Source organism: Nitrosomonas sp. Nm33, from assembly GCF_900107265.1.
Taxonomy (GTDB): domain Bacteria; phylum Pseudomonadota; class Gammaproteobacteria; order Burkholderiales; family Nitrosomonadaceae; genus Nitrosomonas.
In genome coordinates, this window is the sequence record NZ_FNPJ01000008.1 from 1 (window position 1) to 24,484 (window position 24,484).

At 45.3% G+C, this 24,484-nt stretch carries 20 protein-coding genes and 1 pseudogene; 11 read left to right on the forward strand and 10 right to left on the reverse strand.

What is annotated here, in order from left to right; all coding sequences use genetic code 11:
• The 5 genes and pseudogenes from BLV54_RS15400 to BLV54_RS02905 all read left to right on the forward strand — a co-directional run.
• A pseudogene (locus BLV54_RS15400) lies at positions 1–128 on the forward strand (IS481 family transposase); the annotation flags it as partial.
• Between the two features lie 966 nt (positions 129–1,094).
• Complete coding sequence (locus BLV54_RS02890; protein WP_090567527.1) at positions 1,095–2,009, forward strand: DUF5666 domain-containing protein; 915 nt, start codon at positions 1,095–1,097, stop codon at positions 2,007–2,009.
• Between the two features lie 572 nt (positions 2,010–2,581).
• Positions 2,582–4,375 (forward strand): copper oxidase, encoded by a 1,794-nt coding sequence (locus tag BLV54_RS02895; RefSeq protein WP_090567531.1) that lies wholly within the window; start codon positions 2,582–2,584, stop codon positions 4,373–4,375.
• 488 nt (positions 4,376–4,863) lie between these two features.
• Entirely contained in the window at positions 4,864–6,660 is a 1,797-nt protein-coding gene (locus BLV54_RS02900; protein WP_090567534.1) for a copper oxidase, read from the forward strand.
• Between the two features lie 543 nt (positions 6,661–7,203).
• On the forward strand, positions 7,204–7,647 hold the full coding sequence (locus tag BLV54_RS02905) for a DUF2147 domain-containing protein (protein ID WP_090567537.1): 444 nt from the start codon (positions 7,204–7,206) through the stop codon (positions 7,645–7,647).
• Between the two features lie 246 nt (positions 7,648–7,893).
• Here the strand turns inward: BLV54_RS02905 and BLV54_RS02910 are convergent, their stop codons facing one another.
• The 8 genes from BLV54_RS02910 to BLV54_RS02945 form a co-directional block, all read right to left on the reverse strand.
• A complete protein-coding gene (locus BLV54_RS02910; protein ID WP_090567539.1) occupies positions 7,894–8,217 on the reverse strand; it encodes an ATP synthase subunit I in 324 nt (107 codons plus the stop codon).
• A 335-nt stretch (positions 8,218–8,552) separates the two neighbouring features.
• Positions 8,553–9,410 (reverse strand): DUF4231 domain-containing protein, encoded by an 858-nt coding sequence (locus BLV54_RS02915; RefSeq protein WP_090567542.1) that lies wholly within the window; start codon positions 9,408–9,410, stop codon positions 8,553–8,555.
• Between the two features lie 171 nt (positions 9,411–9,581).
• Positions 9,582–11,504, reverse strand: coding sequence for a GGDEF domain-containing response regulator (locus BLV54_RS02920; RefSeq protein ID WP_176969650.1), 1,923 nt, complete (start codon positions 11,502–11,504; stop codon positions 9,582–9,584).
• Positions 11,505–11,969: 465 nt separating this feature from the next.
• On the reverse strand, positions 11,970–12,563 hold the full coding sequence (gene greB / locus BLV54_RS02925; protein ID WP_090567544.1) for a transcription elongation factor GreB: 594 nt from the start codon (positions 12,561–12,563) through the stop codon (positions 11,970–11,972).
• A gap of 25 nt (positions 12,564–12,588) precedes the next feature.
• A complete protein-coding gene (gene hisD, locus BLV54_RS02930) occupies positions 12,589–13,887 on the reverse strand; it encodes a histidinol dehydrogenase (protein ID WP_090567547.1) in 1,299 nt (432 codons plus the stop codon).
• Positions 13,888–13,950: 63 nt separating this feature from the next.
• Complete coding sequence (gene hisG, locus BLV54_RS02935) at positions 13,951–14,598, reverse strand: ATP phosphoribosyltransferase (RefSeq protein WP_090567550.1); 648 nt, start codon at positions 14,596–14,598, stop codon at positions 13,951–13,953.
• Positions 14,599–14,610: 12 nt separating this feature from the next.
• On the reverse strand, positions 14,611–15,249 hold the full coding sequence (locus BLV54_RS02940; RefSeq protein ID WP_090567552.1) for a superoxide dismutase: 639 nt from the start codon (positions 15,247–15,249) through the stop codon (positions 14,611–14,613).
• An 88-nt stretch (positions 15,250–15,337) separates the two neighbouring features.
• On the reverse strand, positions 15,338–15,772 hold the full coding sequence (locus tag BLV54_RS02945) for an ExbD/TolR family protein (RefSeq protein ID WP_090567555.1): 435 nt from the start codon (positions 15,770–15,772) through the stop codon (positions 15,338–15,340).
• 151 nt (positions 15,773–15,923) lie between these two features.
• Here BLV54_RS02945 and purE point away from each other — a divergent pair, with 151 nt between their 5' ends.
• The 3 genes from purE to BLV54_RS02960 all read left to right on the forward strand — a co-directional run bounded on the left by purE (position 15,924) and on the right by BLV54_RS02960 (position 18,499).
• Positions 15,924–16,415 carry a 5-(carboxyamino)imidazole ribonucleotide mutase gene (purE, locus tag BLV54_RS02950; RefSeq protein ID WP_090567558.1) on the forward strand — a complete coding sequence of 164 codons (492 nt, stop codon included), beginning with the start codon at positions 15,924–15,926 and terminating at the stop codon, positions 16,413–16,415.
• On the forward strand, positions 16,412–17,542 hold the full coding sequence (locus BLV54_RS02955) for a 5-(carboxyamino)imidazole ribonucleotide synthase (RefSeq protein ID WP_090567561.1): 1,131 nt from the start codon (positions 16,412–16,414) through the stop codon (positions 17,540–17,542). The genes purE and BLV54_RS02955 overlap by 4 nt, the downstream gene beginning before the upstream one ends.
• A gap of 66 nt (positions 17,543–17,608) precedes the next feature.
• On the forward strand, positions 17,609–18,499 hold the full coding sequence (locus BLV54_RS02960) for a phosphoribosylaminoimidazolesuccinocarboxamide synthase (RefSeq protein WP_090567563.1): 891 nt from the start codon (positions 17,609–17,611) through the stop codon (positions 18,497–18,499).
• Between the two features lie 12 nt (positions 18,500–18,511).
• Here BLV54_RS02960 and BLV54_RS02965 read toward each other — a convergent pair whose 3' ends face one another.
• Entirely contained in the window at positions 18,512–19,309 is a 798-nt protein-coding gene (locus BLV54_RS02965; protein ID WP_090567566.1) for a sulfite exporter TauE/SafE family protein, read from the reverse strand.
• A 76-nt stretch (positions 19,310–19,385) separates the two neighbouring features.
• Positions 19,386–19,841: an EVE domain-containing protein gene (locus BLV54_RS02970; RefSeq protein WP_090567570.1), complete on the reverse strand. Its 456-nt coding sequence runs from the start codon at positions 19,839–19,841 to the stop codon at positions 19,386–19,388.
• 438 nt (positions 19,842–20,279) lie between these two features.
• Here BLV54_RS02970 and BLV54_RS02975 point away from each other — a divergent pair, with 438 nt between their 5' ends.
• The 3 genes from BLV54_RS02975 to BLV54_RS15930 all read left to right on the forward strand — a co-directional run bounded on the left by BLV54_RS02975 (position 20,280) and on the right by BLV54_RS15930 (position 24,479).
• On the forward strand, positions 20,280–22,973 hold the full coding sequence (locus BLV54_RS02975) for a type I restriction-modification system subunit M (RefSeq protein ID WP_090567573.1): 2,694 nt from the start codon (positions 20,280–20,282) through the stop codon (positions 22,971–22,973).
• Positions 22,974–22,978: 5 nt separating this feature from the next.
• Complete coding sequence (locus BLV54_RS02980; protein ID WP_090567576.1) at positions 22,979–24,187, forward strand: restriction endonuclease subunit S; 1,209 nt, start codon at positions 22,979–22,981, stop codon at positions 24,185–24,187.
• Positions 24,188–24,302: 115 nt separating this feature from the next.
• Positions 24,303–24,479 (forward strand): hypothetical protein, encoded by a 177-nt coding sequence (locus BLV54_RS15930; RefSeq protein WP_176969651.1) that lies wholly within the window; start codon positions 24,303–24,305, stop codon positions 24,477–24,479.
• Positions 24,480–24,484: the final 5 nt, after the last annotated feature.

Below are 24,484 nucleotides of genomic sequence, written 5' to 3' on the forward strand. Positions count from 1 at the left end.
ACTTCGCAAAGCGGCTTAAGATTTTGAAGGGGCTTACACCCTATGAATACATCTGCAAAATATGGACAAAAGAGCCGGAACGTTTTAATGTTAATTCATTCCAGCACACCGTGGGACTAAACACCTAGATGAGTAGGTAAAAAAGGCGGTTGCTTCTAATGTAAACATGCTCAAGCAATTCTCTGAAACCATTGCCACTCCTCGCTCAGGCTTCCTTGCCTATTTCGACAGAAATGGTTTATCAACCAGACCGTTGGAGGCATCAACTACAAGATCAAAACGTTACATAAAATGGCTTATAGCTTTAGAGATGCCAAATTCTTTAAGCTAAAATTCATTGCGATGCATGAAACCAATTATGTTCTAGTCAGTTGAATGCGAAGCATGCATTGGCCGAGTAAACCAAAAATTGATTATTCATGATATTGCGCATGGCAAAGCAATAAAATGATTTCTGGGAGTTGACAAATAATTAATGTTAATGGTATTAATAAAAAAGATTAATAACACTGATACTAGTAATGAGAATGATGATGAGAATGATAATTAATTAAATATCATTAATTCATATTAATAATCAGTATGTTATAAATATTAGTGAGTAAAAAAATATAATAAAATGAATTAAAAAGGAATTTTACTTTACTGTAACTATCGAATTTTAAATTTCTAAAAAATTTGAGGCAAGGAAATGGAACAAGGAGGATCAAGAAAGAAAAGGAAAAAATAGAACTACAGAAAGTAATCGATGAAGATAGAAAGTTTAATATCTTCTAAAAAATAGGTGACTGCATAGACCGTCAGTGGAATTTTTATCGATTCAACGATAATGCTGCTATTTTTATGCTTTACAACTATTTACAACAAAACTTATTGATTAATTGGAATATTTATTTAGCATGAACCAATACTTATAACTATGACAAATAGTTATAACAATAAACGAAAATTTATAAGCAATTATTGCAATTAATCAAAAATCTATGTTGTTATGAGCCTTTATTAGCAAAATATTTATCTAAATATCATATCAAGTATTAATTAAATTGGAAAGGGTATAAGGGCATATTTTTATCTTTTATTGGAGAAATATAATGAATTTTCGTCATAAAACATTTATCACTAGTTTGCTTTTATTAGTGTTATCGATTGTTATGACCACAACTGCGTTGGCCAAAAGCGCCGAGCTAGAATTCAAAGCAATAGTAACAGAAATAAATCTGCCTTCCGAAGGTGAAAGCTCTGTTCGCGTCAAATTATTGAGCAACCTTGAGAATAATGTAGAAATTCCCGTCATGGTTACAGGGGCGACAGAAATTGAATCACATGGTGATGAAATAGCTTTATCTGAGTTAAGGGTCGGATATTTTGTCAAGATTAATGGTTTTTTTAGACCTTCTGGAATAGTAGTTGCTAATCAAATCGATGCGTTGGATAGCCACCTTGGAGAATACCGCATTCGAGGCTTGATCGAGCAGGTAGAAGAAGCGCCAAATGATAAGCTCGTTACAGTCTGGCACGACGATATCATGAGCGCTCCGACAGTGGAATTCATGCCAAATGGCAGGCGCATTACGGTAATCGACGTTCCTGTTCAAGTTGATACAAACACAGCTATTCGCAGGAGAGAGATGGGTGTCTCTCGCGGTTTGACTATGGAGGCATTGCAACCTGGGCAAAGCGTTGATATCAAGGGTGTATTTAACAATGGTGTGTTTCTTGCCGAGCGCATCGAAGTAGGACACCGTCCTGAAGGGGAGATCAAGTTGAAGGGCACTGTAGCAAGCGTAGCGAATGGCTCGGTCAGTATCGTCAATGTTAGCGGCGTGAATATGGCTGTGGTTCCGAATGACACAACCAAAGTACGTGGAAATCTAGCCGTAGGAGAGCTTATCGAAGTAAAAGGCCATTTTAATAAAAATATGCAGGTAGTTGCCGAAGAAATCAAGGTCGACGTTAACCGTAACGGCCATACTGGCGACGATCATGATTTTAGCCGAAGATCGTGATGCAAACACAAAGTAGTATTTGATGCAGCACTCTAAATATTAAGTGGTATCGCTGACTTGAAGGAAAAAGTGAAATTCAATTTTGAGTTGGATGATAGCAAGCTCGATCAAGAATCATCGGTATTGCAGCCAATTTTAGATGCAGTATCAAAGTATCACCCATTATCCTAGATAAACAGTTGATCGCTCATCCTGGAATTAACATTATGAATATAATGATTCTTATTATCACTTTCATTCGCATCTTATGGGTGTTTCCGCTTCGGTGTGGATTGCATGATTTTGCAAGTACATGGCTGTGTTGTAACACCTTGGAATGGAGCGACCATTCCGCGTCGTTGCGTCTTTCCTGCACTTGCAAAACCGTTCACTCCATCCCACTCAACTGGAATCCAGGATTATTGTTCGTTAAGTATCAATGGTACAAACAATCGAAATCCTGGGCGAAAAAATGACTAAGTTCATTTATCGCTCAGATCGATGCCACGGATTTCGATCCGCGTCTTATGAGCACGAGGCGCTAAAAAATAGATAGTGGCATTTTAGTTTTTAACTTTAAAAATGAGGACATCATGTCGAGCATTAAACACTTTTTAGCTTTACTACTCGTTCTACCTGGCCTGGTCTGGGCAGGTTCAAACGAAATAAGATTTGAACTCAATGATATGCCAGGTAACTGGTTCAGAAACATCAATGGGCCAGTTGCTGGCTCAGGCTCATTAGGAGTTGGTACGCCAGGCGTCCGAGTTAAGTTCGGGATGGATTCAGAGACGGTGCATACCATGACCAGTCTGCTGTTCCCGAAGGGCGCCAAGAATATGCCGTTTGATACTGATGCGCAAAGGGGCAGTGCGGAAGTTGAATTGACTACACCCGGTTTATATGTATTTGTCTGTCAGGTTCACCCTTTTATGTTGGGTACCGTAATCGTGGATGATCCGGCCACAGAAGGATTGGATCTGGGAGATAACGTTACGTTGGCCAATGGCATCACCGTGCCTACCAGCAGTGATTTGGCAACACGTTTATTGCGCGGTTTTCTAGTGTTGACCGAACCAGATAACTGGCAGAATTTTGCATCAGGAAAGCCATGGCATATCAATTATCCGAATGTGGATGTACGTACCGATAGTGGTGTTGTTAATCTGGCCGAGGTTTTGACAGCACGCTATGATAACGATACTTCGCTGCCGGCACTTTTAACGCCGACTCAACAGGGAGTAGGGGAAGTGTGGGTCAATACCCAGTTTGAACTGACAGCTAACAAGAAAAAACCGGGAGCTGCCACAGCGGTGAATGCCACTAACTGGGAAGTGAGTCGCAAAGTATTTTTGCCGAACATCGATATGAACAATCCGCATAATATGTGGACCGATCGCGCACAAAATCTGATTTATGTCACTGAATGGTTCAGTAGCAAGCTGACAATCTTTAATCGCCGCAATGGCCAGTTTGTAAGCCGGGTATCGGTGGGCGATGCACCAGCACATGTGATGACGCGCGTGGACACTGATCAACTACATGTTTCGATCAATGGTTCCAACGATCGGGAATCAGTAGTTGAACTATCGCCACTTAGCGCTAATGTGGAACGGAGAATCGATATTGGCAGACCAGGTCCCCATGGACATTGGATGGGACATGATGGTGGCACTATGGTAACGCCCAATGTGTTTACGGGAGATTCAACGATTTTTGATTTTGCTCGAGATGCCATCCGTAATATTGTTCCGACCGGCGGTCCTGAGGCTCATCCGATTGCCGCGGGTATGTTGCCAGATTCCAGTAAATACTATGTGGCTAATTTTCTTGACAGTACCATAACTGTGATTGAAACGGCAACTGGAAACATCTTGAAGACAATCAATTTACTACAAAATTATGATCCCGTTTCTGGAGATATAACTGGCCCAGTTGGCGCTTTGCCGATCCAAACACCAGTAAGTCCTGATGGGATTGCCATGGTTACGGCCAATATTCTGACCGATACCATCACTATCATAAATACTAAAACTGATGAGCTAGTTGCCGCGCTTCCTTGTGCCGCGGGTTGCCATGGCGTGCAGTTTGGCGCCAAAAATGGAGGCGGATATTATGCTTATGTGAGCAGTCAAGCAGCTAATGTATTGCAAGTAGTGGATATCGACCCAAATGGTGATGGCAATCCGGCTGACGCGGCAGTGATAGGCAGAGTTTTGCTGACACCGGGTGCAAACACAGCTATGGATGACACTATTACAGCTTACTCAGGAATGGGTGGGCAAGGGGTGCTGGCTGTTCCTGTGGTTTACAATGGCTGGGTGCAGAATTTGCCCCAGGAATGGAAAGACCAATTGACGGTGAAGCAGCGCGATCCGCTGAAATAATTGTTTTATCAAGGTTTTTGCACTAAAAACCTTTTTTCGGGGGAGGATGATCGGCTCAGGTTAATAGATTGTGCCCGATCCTTCTCCCATCGGACATGTAGTAGCTTCTACTGATATTTCTTCGTATTCAAGTTGGCTTTGCAGTTTCTATCTTGTGTGTTGTAGCTCCTTGGAATGGAACGACCATTCCGTGTCGTTGCGCCTTCCCTGGCACTCGCAAAACCGCACACTCCATCCCGTACAGCTGAAATCTAGGTTTATCTAGGTTTGTTGTCTATCAAATATCAATGCATCCCGCACAACTGAAATCTAGATTTATTGTCTATTAAGTATCGATGGTGCAAACAATCGAAGTCCTGGACGAAAAAATGGCTGAGTTCATTTATCGCCCAGATCGATGCCACGGATTCCGATCCTTGCCTCATGAGTACGAGGCACTAGAAAATAGATAGTGGCATTTTAGCTTTTAATTTAAAAGTGAGGAAATCATGTTTACCATTAAACACTTTTTAACTTTACTAGTTGTTCTATCTGGCTTGGTGGTTTGGGCAGGTTTAACAAGTTCAAACGAAATAAGATTTGAACTCAATGATATGCCAGGTAACTGGTTCAGAAACACCAATGGGCCAGTTGCTGGCTCAGGCTCATTAGGAATTGGTACGCCTGGCGTCCGAGTTAAGTTCGGGATGGATTCTGATACCGTACATACTATGACCAGTTTGCTGTTTCCGAAGGGCGCCCAGAATATGCCGTTTGATACTGATGCGCAAAAGGGCAGTGCGGAAGTTGAATTGACCACACCCGGTTTATATGTATTTGTCTGTCAGGTTCACCCTTTTATGTTGGGTACCGTAATCGTGGATGATCCAGCTACAGAAGGATTGGATCTGGGAGATAACGTTACGTTGGCCAATGGCATCACTGTGCCTACCAGCAGTGATTTGGCAACACGTTTATTGCGCGGTTTTCTAGTATTGACCGAACCAGGTAACTGGCAGAATTTTGCATCAGGAAAGCCGTGGCATATCAATTATCCGAATGTGAATGTACGTACCGATAGCGGTGTTGTTAATCTGGCTGAGGTTTTGACAGCACGCTATGGTAACGATATTACGCTACCGGCACTTTTAACGCCGTCTCAACAAGGGGTAGGGGAAGTGTGGGTTAATACCCAGTTTGAATTGACAGCCAACAAGAAAAAACCGGGGGCTGCCACAGCAGTGAATGCCACTGATTGGCAAGTGAGTCGCAAAGTGTTTTTGCAGATGAACAACCCGCATAATATGTGGACCGATCGCGCACAAAATCTGATTTTTGCCACTGAATGGTTTAGTAGCAGGCTGACAATCTTTGATCGCCGCAGTGGCCAGTCTGTAGATCGGGTATCGGTGGGTGATGCACCGGCACATGTGATGACGCGTGTAGACACCGATCAACTCCATGTTTCGATCAATGGTTCCAACGATCGGAACTCAGTAGTTGAACTATCGCCACTTGGCCGTAATGTGGAACGGAGAATCGATATTGGCAGACCAGGTCCCCATGGGCATTGGATGGGACATGATGGCGGCACCATGGTAACGCCCAATGTGTTCACGGGGGACTCAACAATTTTTGATTTTGCTCGAGATGGCATACGTAATATTGTTCCGACCGGCGGTCCTGAGGCTCATCCGATTGCCACGGGTATGATGCCAGATTCCAGTAAATACTATGTGGCTAATTTTCTCGACAGTACCATAACTGTGATTGAAACGGCAACTGGAAACATCTTGAAAACAATCAATCTACTGCAAAATTATGATCCTGTTTCCGGACAAATAACTGGCCCAGTTGGCGCTTTGCCGATCCAAACACCAGTAAGTCCTGATGGGATTGCCATGGTCACGGCCAATATTCTGACCGATACCATCACTATCATAAATACCAAAACTGATGAGCTGGTCGCCGCACTTCCTTGTGCCGCTGGCTGCCATGGCGTGCAGTTTGGCGCCAAAAAAGGAGGTGGATATTATGCTCATGTGAGCAGTCAGTCAGCTAATGTATTGCAAGTAGTGGATATCGACCCAAATGGTGATGGCAATCCGGCTGACGCAGCACTAGTAGGCAGAGTTTTGCTGACACCGGGTGCAAACACAGCCATGGATGACACTATTACAGCTCACTCAGGAATGGGTGGGCAAGGGGTGCTGGGTGTTCCTGTGGTTTACAATGGCTGGGTGCAAAAATTGCCCCAGGAATGGAAAGACCAATTGACTGTGAAGCAGCGCGATCCACTGAAATAATCGTTTTATCAAAGGTTTTGCGCTAAAAACCTTTTTTCCGGGGGAGGATGATCGGCTCAGGTTAATAGATTGTGCCCGATCCTTCTCCCACTGGACGTGTGGTTTTAGCTTTTACTGATATTTCTTCGTATTCAGGTTGGCTTTGCAGTTTCTATCTTGTGTTTCGCTACAGTTTTCGTAACTGCTTCGGGGTTATTTCCTTTCAACCTAAGATTTGTCACTTTATACTTCGACATCAAGCACCAAACACATGGTGCTGATCTAGTAGGTATGCAGTATATGTCAATGTTTCTTTACTCAAATTCCGTTTCACTCATTGGGTGACTCCTTCGTTTAACCGGAAAAACTTTATAGTAGTATGTTTGAGGCAGATTTTGTAGGCTTAATCGTGGAAAATAGGATTACTGCATGCGAAGTTAAAGTCTATGATCTTCCCCTTTCTTTTTTGATATATTGCGCAGGGAAGAACTGATTCCTATAAAGGAATGTCTGATTTAATAAGGTAGTTTTATTTTCTAAAATAATTTTTATAGACAGTAAGCCATGCCATACTCAATTGTTATCATATTACTTGCCCTCCTGACATTTCCCGCAATACTTTATGCTGACAGCAGTAAGGAAGTGACGGGTTTGTGGTTAACCAAAAAAAAGGATGTCGCCGTGCGATTAGAGTACTGCAATGATAAGAGTTTGTGCGGTCATATTGCCTGGCTCAACCCTAAAGAAAGCTCAGAAAATCCGACACTGTGTGGCACCAAAGTATTGTGGGATATGCGATCAAAAAAAGATGATCCTACTGAATGGGTAGGAGGAACCCTTTACAAAGCTGATGAAGATAAGTATTACAGTGCTAATCTCCGTCTGGCAGATGCAAATACCTTAGATCTGCGCGTCTATATTGGTATTCCGATACTTGGCAAAACCAAAAAACTAACCCGGATAACAGAAAGCACACATCCACCTTGCCATTTGTTGGCTAAAGATTAAGATTATTATTCAATTCTTATCAAGTAGTGGAGTTGATCGGGCGTTGCCAATTTATTCCATTTCTAACAGGCTGTTGAAAAACTATCTGCATTGCCGCTGCGGTGTTAAAAACAGGCTCAAAATGCTCATTTATCAGGTATAAACTCTGTTTTTCTCGCCTGTTTTTGCCTATCATTGACTGCCTCAAATACGTTTTTCAACAGCCTGCTAAATCAAACTTGACTTGGTCGGCTTCTCCTTGCCGTATTATTTATTTTCCGTAGCTCCATTTCTTTCCCTATTGGAAATAAGATTGTTCAATTGTGATAGACGCTGAGTCATCAGCCATCGTACCAAGGTAAACCCGGTGACTGAGGCCAACAAATGATGCCAGTCACCAAATTGCATGGTGGCAAACAATGCCACTGTTGCCAGTACTATGCGAAATACCATACTTGCTGCCATCTGCAGAACGGGATAGGAGCGACGTGATAATGTTTGTAGAGAATGCCACAGCGCCAGGAGGAACAGCAATCCAAGCATCACGCCTGCAGCAAATGCAATCATTAATGTCAGAATCAGATTTGTCATGCTGTGCTGACTTGTGAAAATATGCCAGTATGATTGAGATGAATAGGAGTGTAATCGATGAGCATTCCTGGGAATAGGTGTATTAATTCACTTCTAAATCAAACCTGATTTTATCGGCTTCTCCTTGCCGTATTATTTATACTGTCTGCAGTTCGTTCTTGCGCCATGTTTGATTTGGAAATGGAATAAGATTCTTTGAGATTGTTTTAAAACTCTTGAATCTTTTTTCAATTGCTATTCCTGCGAGAATACGTGTTAAAAAAGAAGTGACTCCTTCTTCAGATTAGAAAGGCATGGTGGATGTGAATCATCCTAAAAACTGTTTGTAGGATCATCTATGATTTTGTCCATAATTCCAGCCACGCGCTATTTTCTGCTGCCAGCACTGTTTCACATTCCATTATCCAATCAGCCGCTGCAGTCTTATCAATCAACATTTTCAGCTTAAGCTCTTCAAGCTGATTGGCCTTGGCGCGATAGTTTGGAATGAGTTTATCAAAGCGGGCAGCCTCAAGATGCGATACTATTATGCCTCCCAGCGTAGTTAGAACAGCAGCAAGGGCTGCCAAATCAATGTCGATAAAGGGTGTGGCTGCTATTGCTGCAATGAAAGCAGCTGCGAACGAAAGTACCCATTCCATGGTATGTAATCGTTGAGAATATTTGTCGTATTGGATGGCTCGATCACGATAGTACTTGATTTGGGTATCAATTCGCTGTTCCATGTATTCATTTAGATCCAGATCTTTTCTGGGACAGCTACCATCATTTTTGGCTTTTCTCTCAAACTGGAGCAGATCACTCACCTTATTTTCAATCTTGGCTTTCTGGTGAAGGAGAATACTGTCGCGTGTATGAAGATCAGTGTATAGGCCGGCTTGGGTAGCGTAGAGAAAAGCTTCTCTTTTTAATGCTTCGGAAGCCATGCGCGCCTGCAAATGGCGGTCGATGATATCTTTGTTCAGCCACCTTGCAGTGATAAACGTGACAAACGTAAGACTTATCGCGCTCATTACCGCAAGATAGTTCGCAATATTTGGACTGATTTGCTGGGTTGCAAACGCTGCAAACAAAGCGCCCAGGATTGAAGCAATAAATGTTGAATAGCGTGCGCGATCGGTAGCAGATTTTAGGGCATTGGCTGTTTCTGACCAGACTGCCTGACGATTGGCAACGGATTCTAAGATGGACATTATAGGAGCTTTTTTCTTTTTAACAAGTTGTTGCAAGCAAAGCTGCTAGGTGCGGTAAACGGTATTTTGCCTTAAAAACAAAGTTTGCAAGAATACAATGCTACTATCTTGTCAACTTCTTAGAATTATCTTTGATAGAGCTTTTTTGACAATCAATATGTAAAAAATCCCTCAGTAAAAATTAGAGCTAATAAGTTGATTTTCAATTGCTAAATAAACTCTGTCTCTTCCAGCATTTTTAGCCGCATAAAGTGCTTTATCTGCTGCTTTTACCAACTGCTCGTCACTTTTCATAGCTGCATCTTTCAAGGCAATACCGATACTGATAGAAATCTGAATACGGATTTCGTCAATATTAATTTCTTGCATTCTTACATGCTGGCGTAGTCTTTCTGCAAGAGGAAAAACAGATTTCGCATCTGTGCATCCATTCGGGCAAATCATCAAAAACTCTTCTCCCCCTATACGGCAAAAAATTTCGCCTTTACGTGTAATATTTCGTATGGAAGTAGCAACTTCCTTGAGTACTTTATCGCCTATAGCATGACCATAGGTGTCATTGATCTTTTTGAAATGATCAATATCGATCAGCATGACTGCTATGCATTGACCAGATCGTTTCGCGTTATTCCAGATTCCGGTTAATGCTTTCATGCCAGCGCGACGGTTGGGTATTCCTGTTAGCATATCAGTCAATGCAGCATGTTTTAGTTTATGGTTTGTTATGGCCAATTCAGCGGCGAAGCGTTTGAGATATGCCCGATCGCGCTCCCAAGTTTCCCGCAGCTTTTTATAATGCCAGGCAGCACGCAATCTGGCACGAAAGGCAGGAACATTGATCGGTTTTGTCACATAATCATTAACCCCTGCTTCAAAAGCCTCTGCAATCTTTTTATCATCTTCGTAACCCGTAAGCATGATGATGTAGATATTTTGACCCCAATCTGCAGCACGTAACGATCGAGTTAATTCCAGACCATCCATGACTGGCATGGCCCAGTCAGTTACGATAATATGGGGCATTATATCCATAACTATTGACAATGCTTGTTTGCCATTACTGGCTGAGAATACGGTGTGACCGAGAGTGTTGGACAACACCTCTTCAGCAATTTCAAGGCCGAATGGATCATCCTCAACTAAAAGTACCCTCAAGGAAGTGTCGTTCGTTGTCATTTCCAGGGAAGGTGCAGAAGCGCTGACCATCTTATGAAAAGATGGAAGATTTGCAGTTTTTATCTTAAGTATTTTTCCACAAGAGTGCCATTCCTGAGTAATTTGGTCTATAAGGCTACTAAATGATTCTGTGTCAAGGCCAATTTTGCTACCGAGTAACATAAGCTCAGAAATTCGATCAGTGCGCTCTGATTCCGAAGCTAATCCCAAATCAGCGATTTGTTTGGCTAAATGCACCAGGTTCACGAGTTGAAATGGACAAGAGCCTTCAGAAAAACCCGATTCTGTGGGTACTTCATGATAATAAATCGCTTCTACTAAAATCATGGGAATGCCAAAATCGATCAGCATGGCCGCGGTCAATTGGTTGTGATCCGTTTGCAGAGACTGCTGCTCAAGTGCAACCAGAGAAATGCTCGAGTCTTGTTTTTGTTTTTCTGCCAGCTCTGCATATTCTTCTGGATGAGTTGTAGCGAGCATTAAACACCCGATACGTGCCATTAAACCACAAGCAAATAGCTCATCTTGCGCACAAACTCGAGTCGTTTTGCCTAACTCCTGCATAGCAAGCGCCATCAACAACGAATGTGACCAAAATTCTTGATAGTTAAATCCTTTACAAGAGCCATTCTGATATTGATCTATCAGTGAGAATCCTCTTGCTAGCTGTTTGATAACGGGTAAACCAGCACGAGAAACAGCCTCTGATAGAGAAGTAATAACATGGGTAGTCTGATTTGATACATTAACTAGATGAATGAGGTAACTGCAGAGCGCCGAATCAGTTTGAATGAGCTTGGCAATTTCGTTGTAGGTAACATCTTTTTGCTGGCAAGCCTCTAATAACGCCTGTGCGATTCCCTTGGAACTCGGGAGTAATGAGTTAATTTTTAATTGATCGATATCAGCTATTTTCATAGCGTGATTCCTTTAATTCGATTATTTTAATTCCCTGTACAGTTGCGGTGAAATCAAGGTTTTTGACCGAGTGATGATTGCTCAAACAATAGCAAGAAGATGAGTTTAATCATCAAGCAAACTATTTATAACGCTTTAATCAATCTTGATATTATTAAGAGAGATATTCTGAGTAATTCATGGAATTATGATCTGTATCAAAATTATCTTATGTAATTCGAATTTAATTATACATAATGCATTATCTAAGTTAAGTATACAAAGATAAATAGTTCTCAAATCGATGATTCGATGGTTAATTAGACTTCATTTAATTAGTTTGGTGATAAAACTGGATGTGATTCAATAGATCAGGAAATTCAATTAACATGGAATCACTGAGGTAAAACATGAGCAATATAAGAAAAAAGTTTTACGAAAAAATTTAAGTTTGCCTGAATAGGCAAGGGGCATTTGGAAAGATAGTTATTTTGAGGTAACAGGTTCAAAAGGCGGAATAAAAATCTGTTGATAATCAACTGACAGGATATCGAGTTTTTCAATGCCAGCAGGGGTAAGCAGAGTGACAGTATCGCCTTCGCGAGCAGAGATCAACGCGCGTGCTACCGGAGATATCCAGCTGATATAGCCTCTCAAAGGATCGATTTCATCTACCCCAACGATAGAAACAGTTTTTTCATGACTATTCTGATCAGCGTAGCAGACGGTTGCGCCAAAAAAGATGCGTGATGGATCTTCACGTGGTGTTGTCGGATCGACTATTTCAGCCATATCCAGTCGTTTGGATAGAAAGCGTAGCCGCTTGTCTATTTCACGCAGACGTTTCTTGCCATAGATGTAATCACCATTTTCTGAACGATCTCCATTGCCAGCAGCCCATGCGACTGTTGCGGTAACATCGGGTCGTTCTTTATTGAGCAGCCATAAATATTCTTCGGTCAGGCGAGCATGACCGCCTGGAGTAATATAGTTCTTGCTACCAATAGGTAGCGGAGAAGCAGATGCTTCTTCATCAAACTCGTCAGCTGTATCCATTTCTTTTATAAATGCTTTACTCATGGGTGTACTGTCCTATTTCAGAGAGCTATTTACAGCGGAATTCAGCAGACATGGCATGGGCTTGTAGTCCTTCTCCTCTGGCCAAAGTGGAAGCGATAGCACCTAGTGTGGTGGCGCCTTGTGGTGATACCTGGATCAGGCTGGTGCGTTTCTGAAAGTCGTAAACGCCTAAGGGTGAAGAAAAACGTGCCGTACCGGAAGTCGGTAGCACGTGATTGGGTCCAGCGCAATAATCTCCCAGCGCTTCACAAGTATAATGTCCCATGAAAATTGCACCGGCATGCTTCAATTTGTCGATCCACTGCTCTGGTTTAGACACCGATAACTCCAGATGTTCTGGCGCAATGCGGTTTGCGATCGTGCACGCTTCCTCTAAATCGCGTACCTTGATCAAGGCTCCCCGTGCTTCCAGTGAGGCGCGAATGATTTCTTTTCGTGGCATGGCTTCAAGCTGCCGGGTAATGCTTGCTGCAACTGCATCAAGAAAATCTTGATCAGGACAAAGCAGCATGGCTTGTGCCTGTTCATCGTGCTCGGCTTGTGAAAATAAATCCATGGCGACCCAATCTGGATCAATATTGCCATCACAAATCACCAGGATTTCCGAAGGACCCGCGACCATATCGATACCTACCAGGCCAAAAACAAAACGTTTGGCTGCTGCCACATAAGCATTACCAGGTCCTACGATTTTATCGACTTTTGGTATGGTCGCCGTGCCATAGGCTAAAGCACCGATTGCCTGAGCACCGCCTATGGTAAAAATACGGTCTACTGCAGAAATGGCTGCGGCAGCAAGGACCAGATCATTTTTTTCACCACGAGGGGTGGGAACGACCATAATCAGCTCGTTAACACCTGCTACCTTGGCCGGGATGGCATTCATCAGCACGGAGGAGGGATAGGAGGCTTTGCCACCAGGTACATACAGTCCTACGCGATCGATCGCGGTGATTTTTTGTCCCAGTAATGTACCGTCTGACTCGGTATATTGCCAGGATTGTGATAATTGCTTTTCATGATAAGCACGTATCCGCCGTGCAGCTTGTTCCAGTGCCTCTCTTTCGGCAGTTTGAAGTCGTTGTAAAGACTGTTGCCAGTCGCTTTTAGGCAATTCAATCTCTGTAATCGAGGAGAGCTCTAAATGATCAAGGCGACGGGTATAATCAAGTAATGCGTCATCTCCACGTTTTTTGATATCGGCCAGGATATGGGTGACAGTTTCATTAACAGTTTCATCCTGCGTACTTTCAAAAGCCAATAAGGCGCTCAGTGCTTCCTCAAACTTGGCGTCGGTGGAAGACAATCGGTTGAGTTTGATCATAACTGTGTGCTTTGAAGAATAATGATATTGAGCAACGAGGATACAATGATACGTGTACTTGCTTTAAGCTGTTTTAATGGCTGTTTTAAATGCTTCAAGCAGGGGTTGAATTGCTTCACGTTTTAGTTTGAGTGCCGCCTGATTAATGATCAATCGTGCTGAAATGGGCATAATTTCTTCCACCGCTTTCAAGTGATTGGCTTTCAAGGTATTACCGCTCGATACGAGATCGACAATGGCATCAGCCAGACCAACTAGCGGCGCGAGCTCCATTGAGCCATATAATTTGATGAGGTCGACATGCATCCCTTTATCAGCAAAATGATCACGCGCAGTTTTTAAATATTTGGTGGCGACCCGTAACCGGGCACCTTGAAAAACTGCTGATTCATAATCGAAACCCTCAGGTACGGCAACCATCATGCGGCAGCGGGCAATCTGTAAATCGAGCGGCTGATAAAGACCAGCGCCGCCATGCTCTAACATGACATCTTTTCCAGCAACCCCCAGATCAGCTGCGCCATATTGCACATAAGTCGGGACATCCGAAGCGCGTACCATGATGAGGCGCACCTTCGGATTATTGGTTGTGATGATCAGTTTCCGTGAGTTTTCGGGATCGTCCTGCGCGACGATCCCGGCTGCTTTCAGAAAAGGAGCTGTATCCTCGAAAATACGTCCCTTTGAAAGCGCAATGGTGATATTTGTCATAAATCCAAGAAATTAACGCAGGTTTGCAGCAGCAAATTCCCAATTGACTAGTTTATCGAGAATCGTATTGACATAATCAGGCCGTCGATTCTGATAATCCAGATAATAGGCATGCTCCCAAACATCAATGGTTAACAAGGGTCTGCTATTTTTTGTAAGTGGTGAATCCGCATTGCTGGTTTTGGCGATAGCAAGCTTATCCCCTTCCTGCACTAGCCAGGCCCAGCCACTGCCAAATTGAGTAACGGCTGCATTGGCAAGCTCCTTTTTACAAGCATCCACACTACCAAATGAGGCTTCAATTTTTTGTTTCAAGCTTGCAGGGGGCTCGCCACCACCTTTAGGACTGAGACTATGCCAGTAAAACATATGATTCCAGACTTGGGCGGCATTATTGAAAATGCCTGCTTTATCTGCCTGGCCTGCTGTAGCGGTGATGATGTTCTCCAGTGATTGTCCTGCCAATGCAGTATCAGCCACCAGTTTGTTCAAATTATCGACGTACGCTTTGTGATGCTTGCCATAGTGGAAGCTCAAGGTATAGGCAGAGATAACCGGCTCCAATGCATTATCTGCATAGGGTAGGGGAGCCAGGACATAAGTGCTGCCAGATTGTGCGGCTTTAGAAAAATTTTCCAGATTAGTGCTCATTTTTCTTCCTTTAAAAATGAAATTGAATAAAGAAGCCATTAGCGTATGAATAATAATTGATCAAGAAAAAGTATTATCCAAAGTTAAATTACTCGTTGTTATTTTTTGTTTCAGTAGTAAATGTAACCTGATTGTACCCGGCAAGCCGAGCGGCTTCCATGACCGTTATTACCGATTGATGGGTAGCCTTTGCATCTGCAGTGATAATGATAACCGGATTTTTCTCATCCTTGGCGGCTGCTTGTAATTCATTACGTAACCCTTCAACGCTGGAAAAGGTTATCGGTACCCGATTGATAGTGTAACTACCCGTTGCGCCCACGGTAACATCAATAATATTGGGCCGTTCGCTTTTTTTATCAGCTTCCGTAGCGGTTGCTTCTGGCAGCGTAATCTCGAGTCCGGAAAATTTCGAGTAGGTCGTAGTAATCACCAGAAAAATCAGGATGACCAGCAGGACATCAATCATGGGAACAAGATTAATCTCTGGCTCTTCTTTTTTCTGACCGCGTTGAAAATTCATAGAGTTGATTGCCAGTTAATAGTTACTAATAAGTGAGATTACCACAAGATGCGCAGTAAACTGTTAAAACATCCGGCTTAAAAACTGAATTCTAGTTTATTATTACCACTTTCGTCATTATCTATGATTTTTAATCCAGTATTCCGTTTGAATGGATAACCCATTAGTCAGTATTGTCATGGGCAGTAGCAGTGATTGGAGTGTTATGCAGCAGGCTGCCCAGGTTCTCAAAGATTTTAATATTCCGCACGAAACTATGATCGTTTCAGCGCATCGTACGCCAGATCGTATGTTTGAATTCGCTGCAACAGCGATAGAACGGGGTATTCGATGCATCATTGCAGGGGCAGGGGGGGCGGCGCATTTACCTGGCATGATTGCAGCCAAAACGACCTTGCCGGTACTCGGTGTGCCAGTTACTTCCAAGCACCTGCAAGGCGTTGATTCGCTACTTTCCATTGTGCAGATGCCCAAAGGCGTGCCAGTTGCTACTTTTGCCATTGGTGAAGCAGGCGCAGCCAATGCCGGGCTCTTTGCTGTTGCATTATTGGCGATCGGAAACAGCCCGCTTGCCGAGCGTCTCGAATCATTTCGTGCAGCGCAAGCAGCCTCAGTTGCTGCTATGACTTTGCCTGAATCATGAGTGGTATTATACCTGGAGCGATGCTTGGCCTGCTGGGCGGCGGCCAGCTTGGACGCATGTTTACCATGGCCGCTCAGAGTATTGGCTATCGCGTGACTGTTTTGGATCCTGCTGAGGAGTGTCCTGCTGGCAGTATTGCTGAACGGCATTTGTGTGCAGATTATCATGATCCTACTGCCTTGCATGAGCTAAGCACTACCTGTGCAGGAGTAACTACGGAATTTGAGAATGTGCCTGCTGATGCGCTGCAGTTTCTGGAGCAGCATTGTGTGGTGAGTCCACCTGCGAGAAGTGTTTCTATTGCGCAGAATCGTATACTGGAAAAACAGTTTTTAGCAGCAAATGGTTTTTCGGTTGCTCCCTTTTTGGCTATTAAGAATAACGATGATTTGTCGGCTGAAATCGAATCAATATTTTTTCCTGGTATCCTTAAGGTCAGCCAGTTTGGTTATGATGGCAAAGGACAGGTGAGAATCAATGCTTCTCGTGAATTGCCGAATGCTTTTGCCAGCCTGCAACAACAGCCTTGTGTGCTGGAGCAATTGTTACCACTCGCATGTGAGATTTCTGTCATCGTTGCGCGTGGCTTTGATGGTGAGATCAGCCTGTTTCCGATAGCTGAGAATCAGCATGTACACGGTATTCTCGATATAAGTATCGTTCCGGCCAGGATACCGGCAGAGATTGCCCAACAAGCCAGAAAAATGGCTGCCGAGGTGGCGATCAAACTTGATTACTGCGGGGTGCTTTGCATCGAGTTCTTTGTGCTTACCGATGGACGATTGCTTATCAATGAAATTGCTCCCCGTCCGCATAATAGTGGTCACTATACGCTTGATGCGTGTATCACTTCGCAATTCGAGCAGCAAGTACGAATATTGTGCCGTTTGCCGCAGGGCAGCACTGCGCTGCTCACGCCTGTTGTGATGGTGAATTTGCTGGGCGATCTGTGGCAATCGGGAGAACCGGCCTGGAGTAAAGTACTCAGGAATCCCAATGCCAAGCTCCATTTATACGGCAAACGCGAGGCGAGGCCGGGTAGGAAAATGGGGCATTTTACCGTGCTTGCTGATACAGTTGAACAGGCTTTACAGCAAGCTGAAGCGATCAAGGCATCGTTAAAATAGCGCTAATCTATTATCCTAAAAGCGGTTTTTAGGATTATTTATGAAGAATTTAACTGAAATCGATCCATGACTCATTCCATTGCCCTGTTTGAAACCAACTTGAAAAGCCTTCCTTTGCTCCACCGGGGCAAAGTACGCGATATTTATGCAGTCGATGAGAATAATCTATTGATTGTCCAGACAGATCGCCTCTCAGCATTTGATGTAGTGTTGCCAACACCGGTACCTGGCAAGGGTAAGGTGCTGACGCAATTATCCAATTTCTGGTTCAGAAAACTGAACCACATTCTACCTAATCATTTGACAGGCATCCCACCTGAATCTGTGGTAGCACAGGAAGAGCGCGAACAGGTGATCGATCGTGCCTTTGTCGTCAAACGATTAAAGCCTTTGCCGATTGAAGCGATTGTGCGGGGTTATATTGTCGGTTCAGGTTGGAAGGATTATCAGCGAACAGGTGCCATCAGTGGCATCATGCTGCCGCAAGGTTTGAAAGAAGCAGAAAAATTGCCGATGGGTGCCATTTTTACGCCTTCTACCAAGGCGATGGCAGGTGCACATGATGAAAACATTTCATTTGAAGAATGTGAGCAATTACTGGGGCAAACACTTGCTCAAGAAGTGCGCAATAAAGCGATTGCGCTTTATACCGAAGCCGCCGATTATGCCGCTACTCGGGGTGTGATCATCGCCGATACCAAATTCGAATTTGGTCAGGACCGCGCAGGCAATCCCTATCTGATCGATGAAGTATTGACACCGGATTCATCGCGTTTCTGGCCGGCTGATCAGTACCAACCTGGGAAAAATCCACCAAGTTATGATAAACAGTTTGTGCGGGATTGGCTGGAACAGATCAAGTGGAATAAGCAACCACCTGCACCCGTTATTCCTGATGACATTCTTACACAAACGATAGAGCGATATGAGGAAGCGCTCAATCGATTGACTAAGTAAAACTTATTAATCTCAAAATAGATTGAACAGCATTTTAGTGCCCAGGAAATAAAGTAGAACTACGAATATTTTTCTAAGTGTTGCTGTTTGCATGTTATGTGTCGCTTTGGCCCCAAGTGGAGCGGTGAACATGCTTGCTACCGCAATCCAGCCGAGCGCGGGCAGATAAACATAACCCAGACTATAATCGGGTAGCGGCTGCGTCTGTAACAGGCCATTGATGATGTAGCCAATAGTGCCTGCTACCGCAATGGGAAAACCCACTGCAGCTGCTGTTCCAATCGCATATTGCAGTTTGACATTGCACATGGAAAGGAAGGGCACTGTCAAGATACCTCCGCCAATCGCAACCAGACTGGATAACATACCGATCAGACTACCTGCTGCCACCATTCCAAGTTTGCCAGGCAAGGCACGACGGGAAGTGGGCGTCATTTTAAGCCATATCTGCGTTGCCGCATAATAAATGAAGATGACGAAGATGATGCTCAATGCCTGGGTGGATAGCCATCCGGCAAGCGTAGAACCCGCCATCGTTCCCAGGATAATGCCCGGAACAAGATACCTGACGATCCACCAATTAACCGCCCCATGCACATGATGCATGCGCAAGCTGGCAAGTGAAGTGAAAATGATCGTCGCCATGGCGGTGCCTAGTGCCAGATGTAAAATACGGTCCGACGGAAAATCCTGTGCCGTAAAGATGTAAGCGAGGACGGGTACAATGATCAGACCACCGCCAATTCCCAGCAAACCAGCGAGAAAGCCAACCACACTTCCGAGCAATAAATAAATTAACCACCATTCCATACTCTTTAGCTATGGCATCTAGCTTGAGTTTTTAACGATAAAAATGGCATCGATGCGAATAATAAAAGCAACATCTTCATAAAATACTCATAATAAATGCCCATTCTGCCGGATCGACGGGTGTGATTGATAAGCGATTGCCCTTTTGCAGGATTCTCATGCTGGCAAGTTCAGAGTGGCTGCGTAATTCCTTGAGGGAAAGCAAGCGAGTTTTTTTGACGAGTGTGACTTCGACATTGAACCACCGGGGATTTTCTGGCGTGGCTTTGGGATCATAGTATTTGCTTTTGGGATCGTACTGCGTAGCATCGGGATAAGCCACTTTGGAAACTGTGGTGATGCCGACGATACCGGGTTCGGCGCAACTGGAATGATAGAAGAATGCATGATCGCCAATCTGCATTTGATTGCGCATAAAATTACGCGCCTGATAATTTCTTATCCCATCCCATGCAACGGTCTGTCCGGGCCTTGCTGCCAGATCATCGATGCTGACTTCTGTTGGCTCTGATTTCATTAACCAGTAACGCATTTAATTTCTCCCTAACGAATCAGGCCATTTAATAGGCCAATAAAGTTTAAAAACGGTCGATACTTTCGTCTGCCGTATGCAAACGATGCACCTGGCATCTGCTGGAAAAAGTCCTTGGTGAACAGCGTCAAGCAATGTTTGTTTTCTCTCTCAATGGTTAGTTAGCTTGGATTATATGAAACTTTGGTGTACATTTCAGCGCAATTCTAGGTTCCTCAGTAAAAGAATCATGTTCAAATCCACGAACGGATCTCCTGAGAAACCAAGCCTAAAACAGGTATTACACACTACCATGGTCTGTGAATATTGTTTGCTAATAGAGCCGTGCTACGGATGCGTGAGTATTACGGATGAAAACAAATTTCCAGAGTCAGGCGATCTCTTAACTCTTTAATGAAAGGGATAAGCCAAATTTAGAAGGCAGAGCATAACTTATCCATGAAGCAAGAAAAAATTACTCTTTCTCAACTCGAAAACTTTCTGTTCAAGGCCGCTGACATCCTGCGCGGCAAGATGGACGCCAGTGAATTCAAGGAATTCATCTTCGGCATGCTGTTTATCAAGCGCCTGTCCGATGAATTCGACCGCAGGCGTGAGATACTGCGCGATACCACCTTTGCGCACCTGAAGGACCAGCCCGAGCTGCTGGAGGAACTGCTCAACGACAAGATCTCCTACGGCGACACCTTCTTCGTACCGCCACGTGCGCGTTGGCACGAGAGCTGGAATGACCAGGAAGACAATGAAGTGCCGCCGCTCAAGCATCTCAAGCATGATATTGGCGCCATGCTCAACAAGGCCATCGCCGCCATCGAGGAGGAGAACGATGCACTCGCCGGGGTGCTGAAGAGCAATATCGATTTCAATGCGGTCAAGGGCAAGACCAAGATTCCCGACCAGAAATGGAAAGACCTGCTCGACCACTTCAACCAGCCTCAGTTCGTGCTGGTTAACGACAACTTTGAGTTTCCCGATCTGCTGGGCGCGGCCTACGAATACCTGATCAAGTATTTTGCCGACAGCGCCGGCAAGAAGGGCGGCGAGTTCTACACGCCCGCCGAGGTGGTGCGGCTGCTGGTGCAGCTTACCAAGCCTCGGGCAGGGAATACCGTGTACGATCCCACGGCGGGTTCGGGCGGTTTTCTCATTCAGGCGCATCAATACGTCGAAGAGCAGGGCCAAGACCCCAACGATCTGGCCCTCTACGGCCAGGATTCTAACGGCACGGTCTGGTCCATTTGTAACATGAACATGATCTTGCACAACATCACCCGCTTCACCATTGAAAATGGCGATACGCTGGAAGATCCTTTGATTCTGGAAAACAGCCAGCCGCGCAAGTTCGATCGCGTGCTCGCTAACCCGCCGTTTTCGCAGAATTACAGCCGCACCAACATGCAGTTCGCCAGCCGTTTCCGTGAGTTCTGTCCGGAAACCGGCAAGAAGGCCGACCTCATGTTCGTGCAACACATGATCGCCAGCCTCAAGTCCGATGGCCACATGGCCACCATTATGCCCCACGGTGTGCTGTTCCGCGGCGGCAAAGAAAAGCTCATCCGCGAACTCTTGATTAATGACGGCATCATTGAGGCCATTATCAGCTTGCCGCCCGGTCTGTTCTACGGCACTGGCATCCCGGCTTGTGTGCTGGTAGTCAACAAGAGCAAGCCCGACGCGCTGCGTAACAAGGTGCTGTTCATCAACGCCGACCGCGAATACGCCGAGGGCAAGAACCAGAACAAGCTACGCCCGGAAGACATCGAAAAGATCGACTACGTCTTCACTCACAAGCTCACCATTCCCAAATACAGTCGACTGGTAGACAAGGACGAGATCGTCAATCAGCACGACTACAACCTCAATATCCGCCGCTATGTGGACAATACCCCTGAGCCAGAGCCGGAAGACGTGCAGGCCCACCTGATCGGCGGTATCCCGCAGGTCGAGGTCGCCGCCAAACAGAGCGAGTTCGACAAGTTCGGCGTACAGCCCGAAATCTTCTTCGAGCCGCTGCGCCCCAACTACTTTGCCTTCCGCGCCATGCTCGATACCAAGCCTGCTATCAAAACCATACTGGAGGCGGATGCGAATTTGCAGGTCAAGCTTGCCGCTCACTACAGCACGCTGGAACAGTGGTGGCAGGTGGCGCAGCACGACTTCGCGCAACTGCGCGAAGGGCGCAAGCTGCCCGAGGTGCGCTCTGAGCTGCTCGCCACGCTCAAACAAAAACTCCAGCCACTGGACGTGCTGGACGAATTCAAGAGCGCGGGTGTTTTCGTCAACTGGTGGCAGGTCATCCGCTATGATCTGAAGACTGTCATCTCCATCGGCTGGCACCACACCCTGATTCCCGATAGCTACCTCATCGCCGAATACTTTCAGGCCGAGGCCGACGAAATTGAATCGCTGGAGGGAAAATCCAACGAAATCCAGGGCGAACTGACTGAGGCCGTCGAAGCCGCTGCCGAAGCGGCGTGCTACGAACCGGAAGAAGCCGAAGGTGAGGAAGGGGAAGCCAAACTTACCACCGCCGCTATCAAGAAATACCTGAAGGCACTAATCGATGACCTCGCCGATGGCAAGACCGACTCCGCACTGAAGGAGCGCAGGAATTACGAAGAGCTACGCGATGGCATCAGCGCCATTGAAACCCGCATCAAAACCCACAAAACCGTACTGAAGACCAGGCAGGATGAACTGGAACTGAAGCTGCGCCTCAAGCGTACTGGCGGTGATGAAGCCAAGGCGGAAACAAAGGAACTCATCGCCCAGGCCGAGGCCGCGATGCAAGGCTTGAACCCGGCAGTGAAGAAAGACAAGAAAAAATGCACCGCGCTAGAAAAAAACAAGGCGACACTCATGCTACGCCTCGCCCGCATCGATGACCTGTTAAAGGCCATCGGCGGCCAGAGCAGCGAGCAAGACGCCAAGCGCCTGATCCTCAGAAAACTGCACGACATCGCCAACAAGGAGCTGCTGCGCTACCTCAACGCCGAAAAGCGCGCTCTGTATGCCATCGTCGAGAACCTGTGGGACAAGTATGCGGTGTCGAGTCAGACGCTGGAGGCAGAACGGCAAGAGTCTTTGAACATCCTAAATGGCTTCTTAGCCAAACTTAAATACCTAGGATGATTTGAATGAGTGCTTGGAAACTCCGAAAACTCATCGATTTAGCCGAATATATCAATGGCTATTCTTTTGCACCTGAAGATTGGGGTACAGAAGGGTTACCGATCGTCCGAATCGAACAACTAAAAAATCCAGGCGCACCAACTGACTATTACGCCGGAAGGCTTCCGGAGAAAAATATTATCGACGACGGAGATCTAGTTTTTTCTTGGAGCGCGTCCCTTTTCCTGCGGATCTGGAATGATGGGAAGGCCGCACTTAATCAACACCTATTCAAGGTTGTCGAAAAGGCTGGAGTTAACCGGACATTTCTCAAGTCATTTATCGAGTTCTACTTGCCGGATTTAATGAAGGCTTCGCATGGCTCGACAATGCAGCATATCACCCGTAAGGAGCTGAAAAATTTTGCTGCACAGTTTCCGGTCGAAGAGGCAGATCAAAAAAATATTGCAGATGTTATTACTGCTCTCGACCACATTATCGAGCAAACTGAGGCGATCATCGCCAAGCAGCAGCGCATAAAGACCGGCCTGATGCAGGACCTGCTCACTAAGGGCATCGACGAGCACGGCAATATCCGCTCTGAAGCCACCCACGCTTTCAAGGATTCCCCGCTGGGGCGGATTCCAATGGAGTGGAATTCCCGGACTATTCGGAATAGTGCAGAAGTATGTAACAACCTGCGAAAGCCTTTATCTGCACAGGTGCGGGAAACTATGCAGGGCGACTACCCCTACTATGGGCCTACTGGGGTGCTCGATTACATTGATAAATTTCGTGTGAATGGAAAATACGTTTTGATTGGAGAAGACGGCGACCATTTTCTGAAGTGGGACAAGCAGGAAATGACAATTCTGATCAATGACCCATGTAATGTTAATAACCACGCGCACATACTAAAAGGAAACGATGCAGTTCTCACGGATTGGCTTCATTTTTATTTTTTGCATCGTGACATCACTTACTACCTCACTCGTCAAGGAGCAGGAAGATTCAAGTTAAACAAGGCAACATTGCTAGATCTGCCGTTAGCCGCTCCCGAATCGGTAGTTGAGCAGGGACGCATTTGTGAAGTAATCGAGAAGGTCCGAGTTGATCAATCCGATACACAAAGTCGTCGTCACAAGCTTCAGTCTATTCGCGTCGGTTTACTCGCAGACTTGCTTTCCGGGCGTCGGCGTGTGACTAACCTGCTCATGCAAGCTACGCCACAGTAACAAGGACACCGCATGGCCTCTACCAGGACAAGACCCTCGCCCATATCCGTCTCGACGAACGCAATCACGTCGAAAAGCCGTTGCTTGATCAGTTGGCCCGGCTGGGCTGGGAGGTGTGGGACCTGGAAATGAAGCTGGAACCAAGGCAAACCTTCTGTCAGAGCTTCGACCAGTTGGTGCTGGAGCAGATACACACGAGCTGGTGAAGGTAATAACCCCTACAGGCGATCGTCGTGCGACCAGGTTACTGTTCGATAAACGAGATGTGGATGAGATGGCCATATCTAAATAAACACA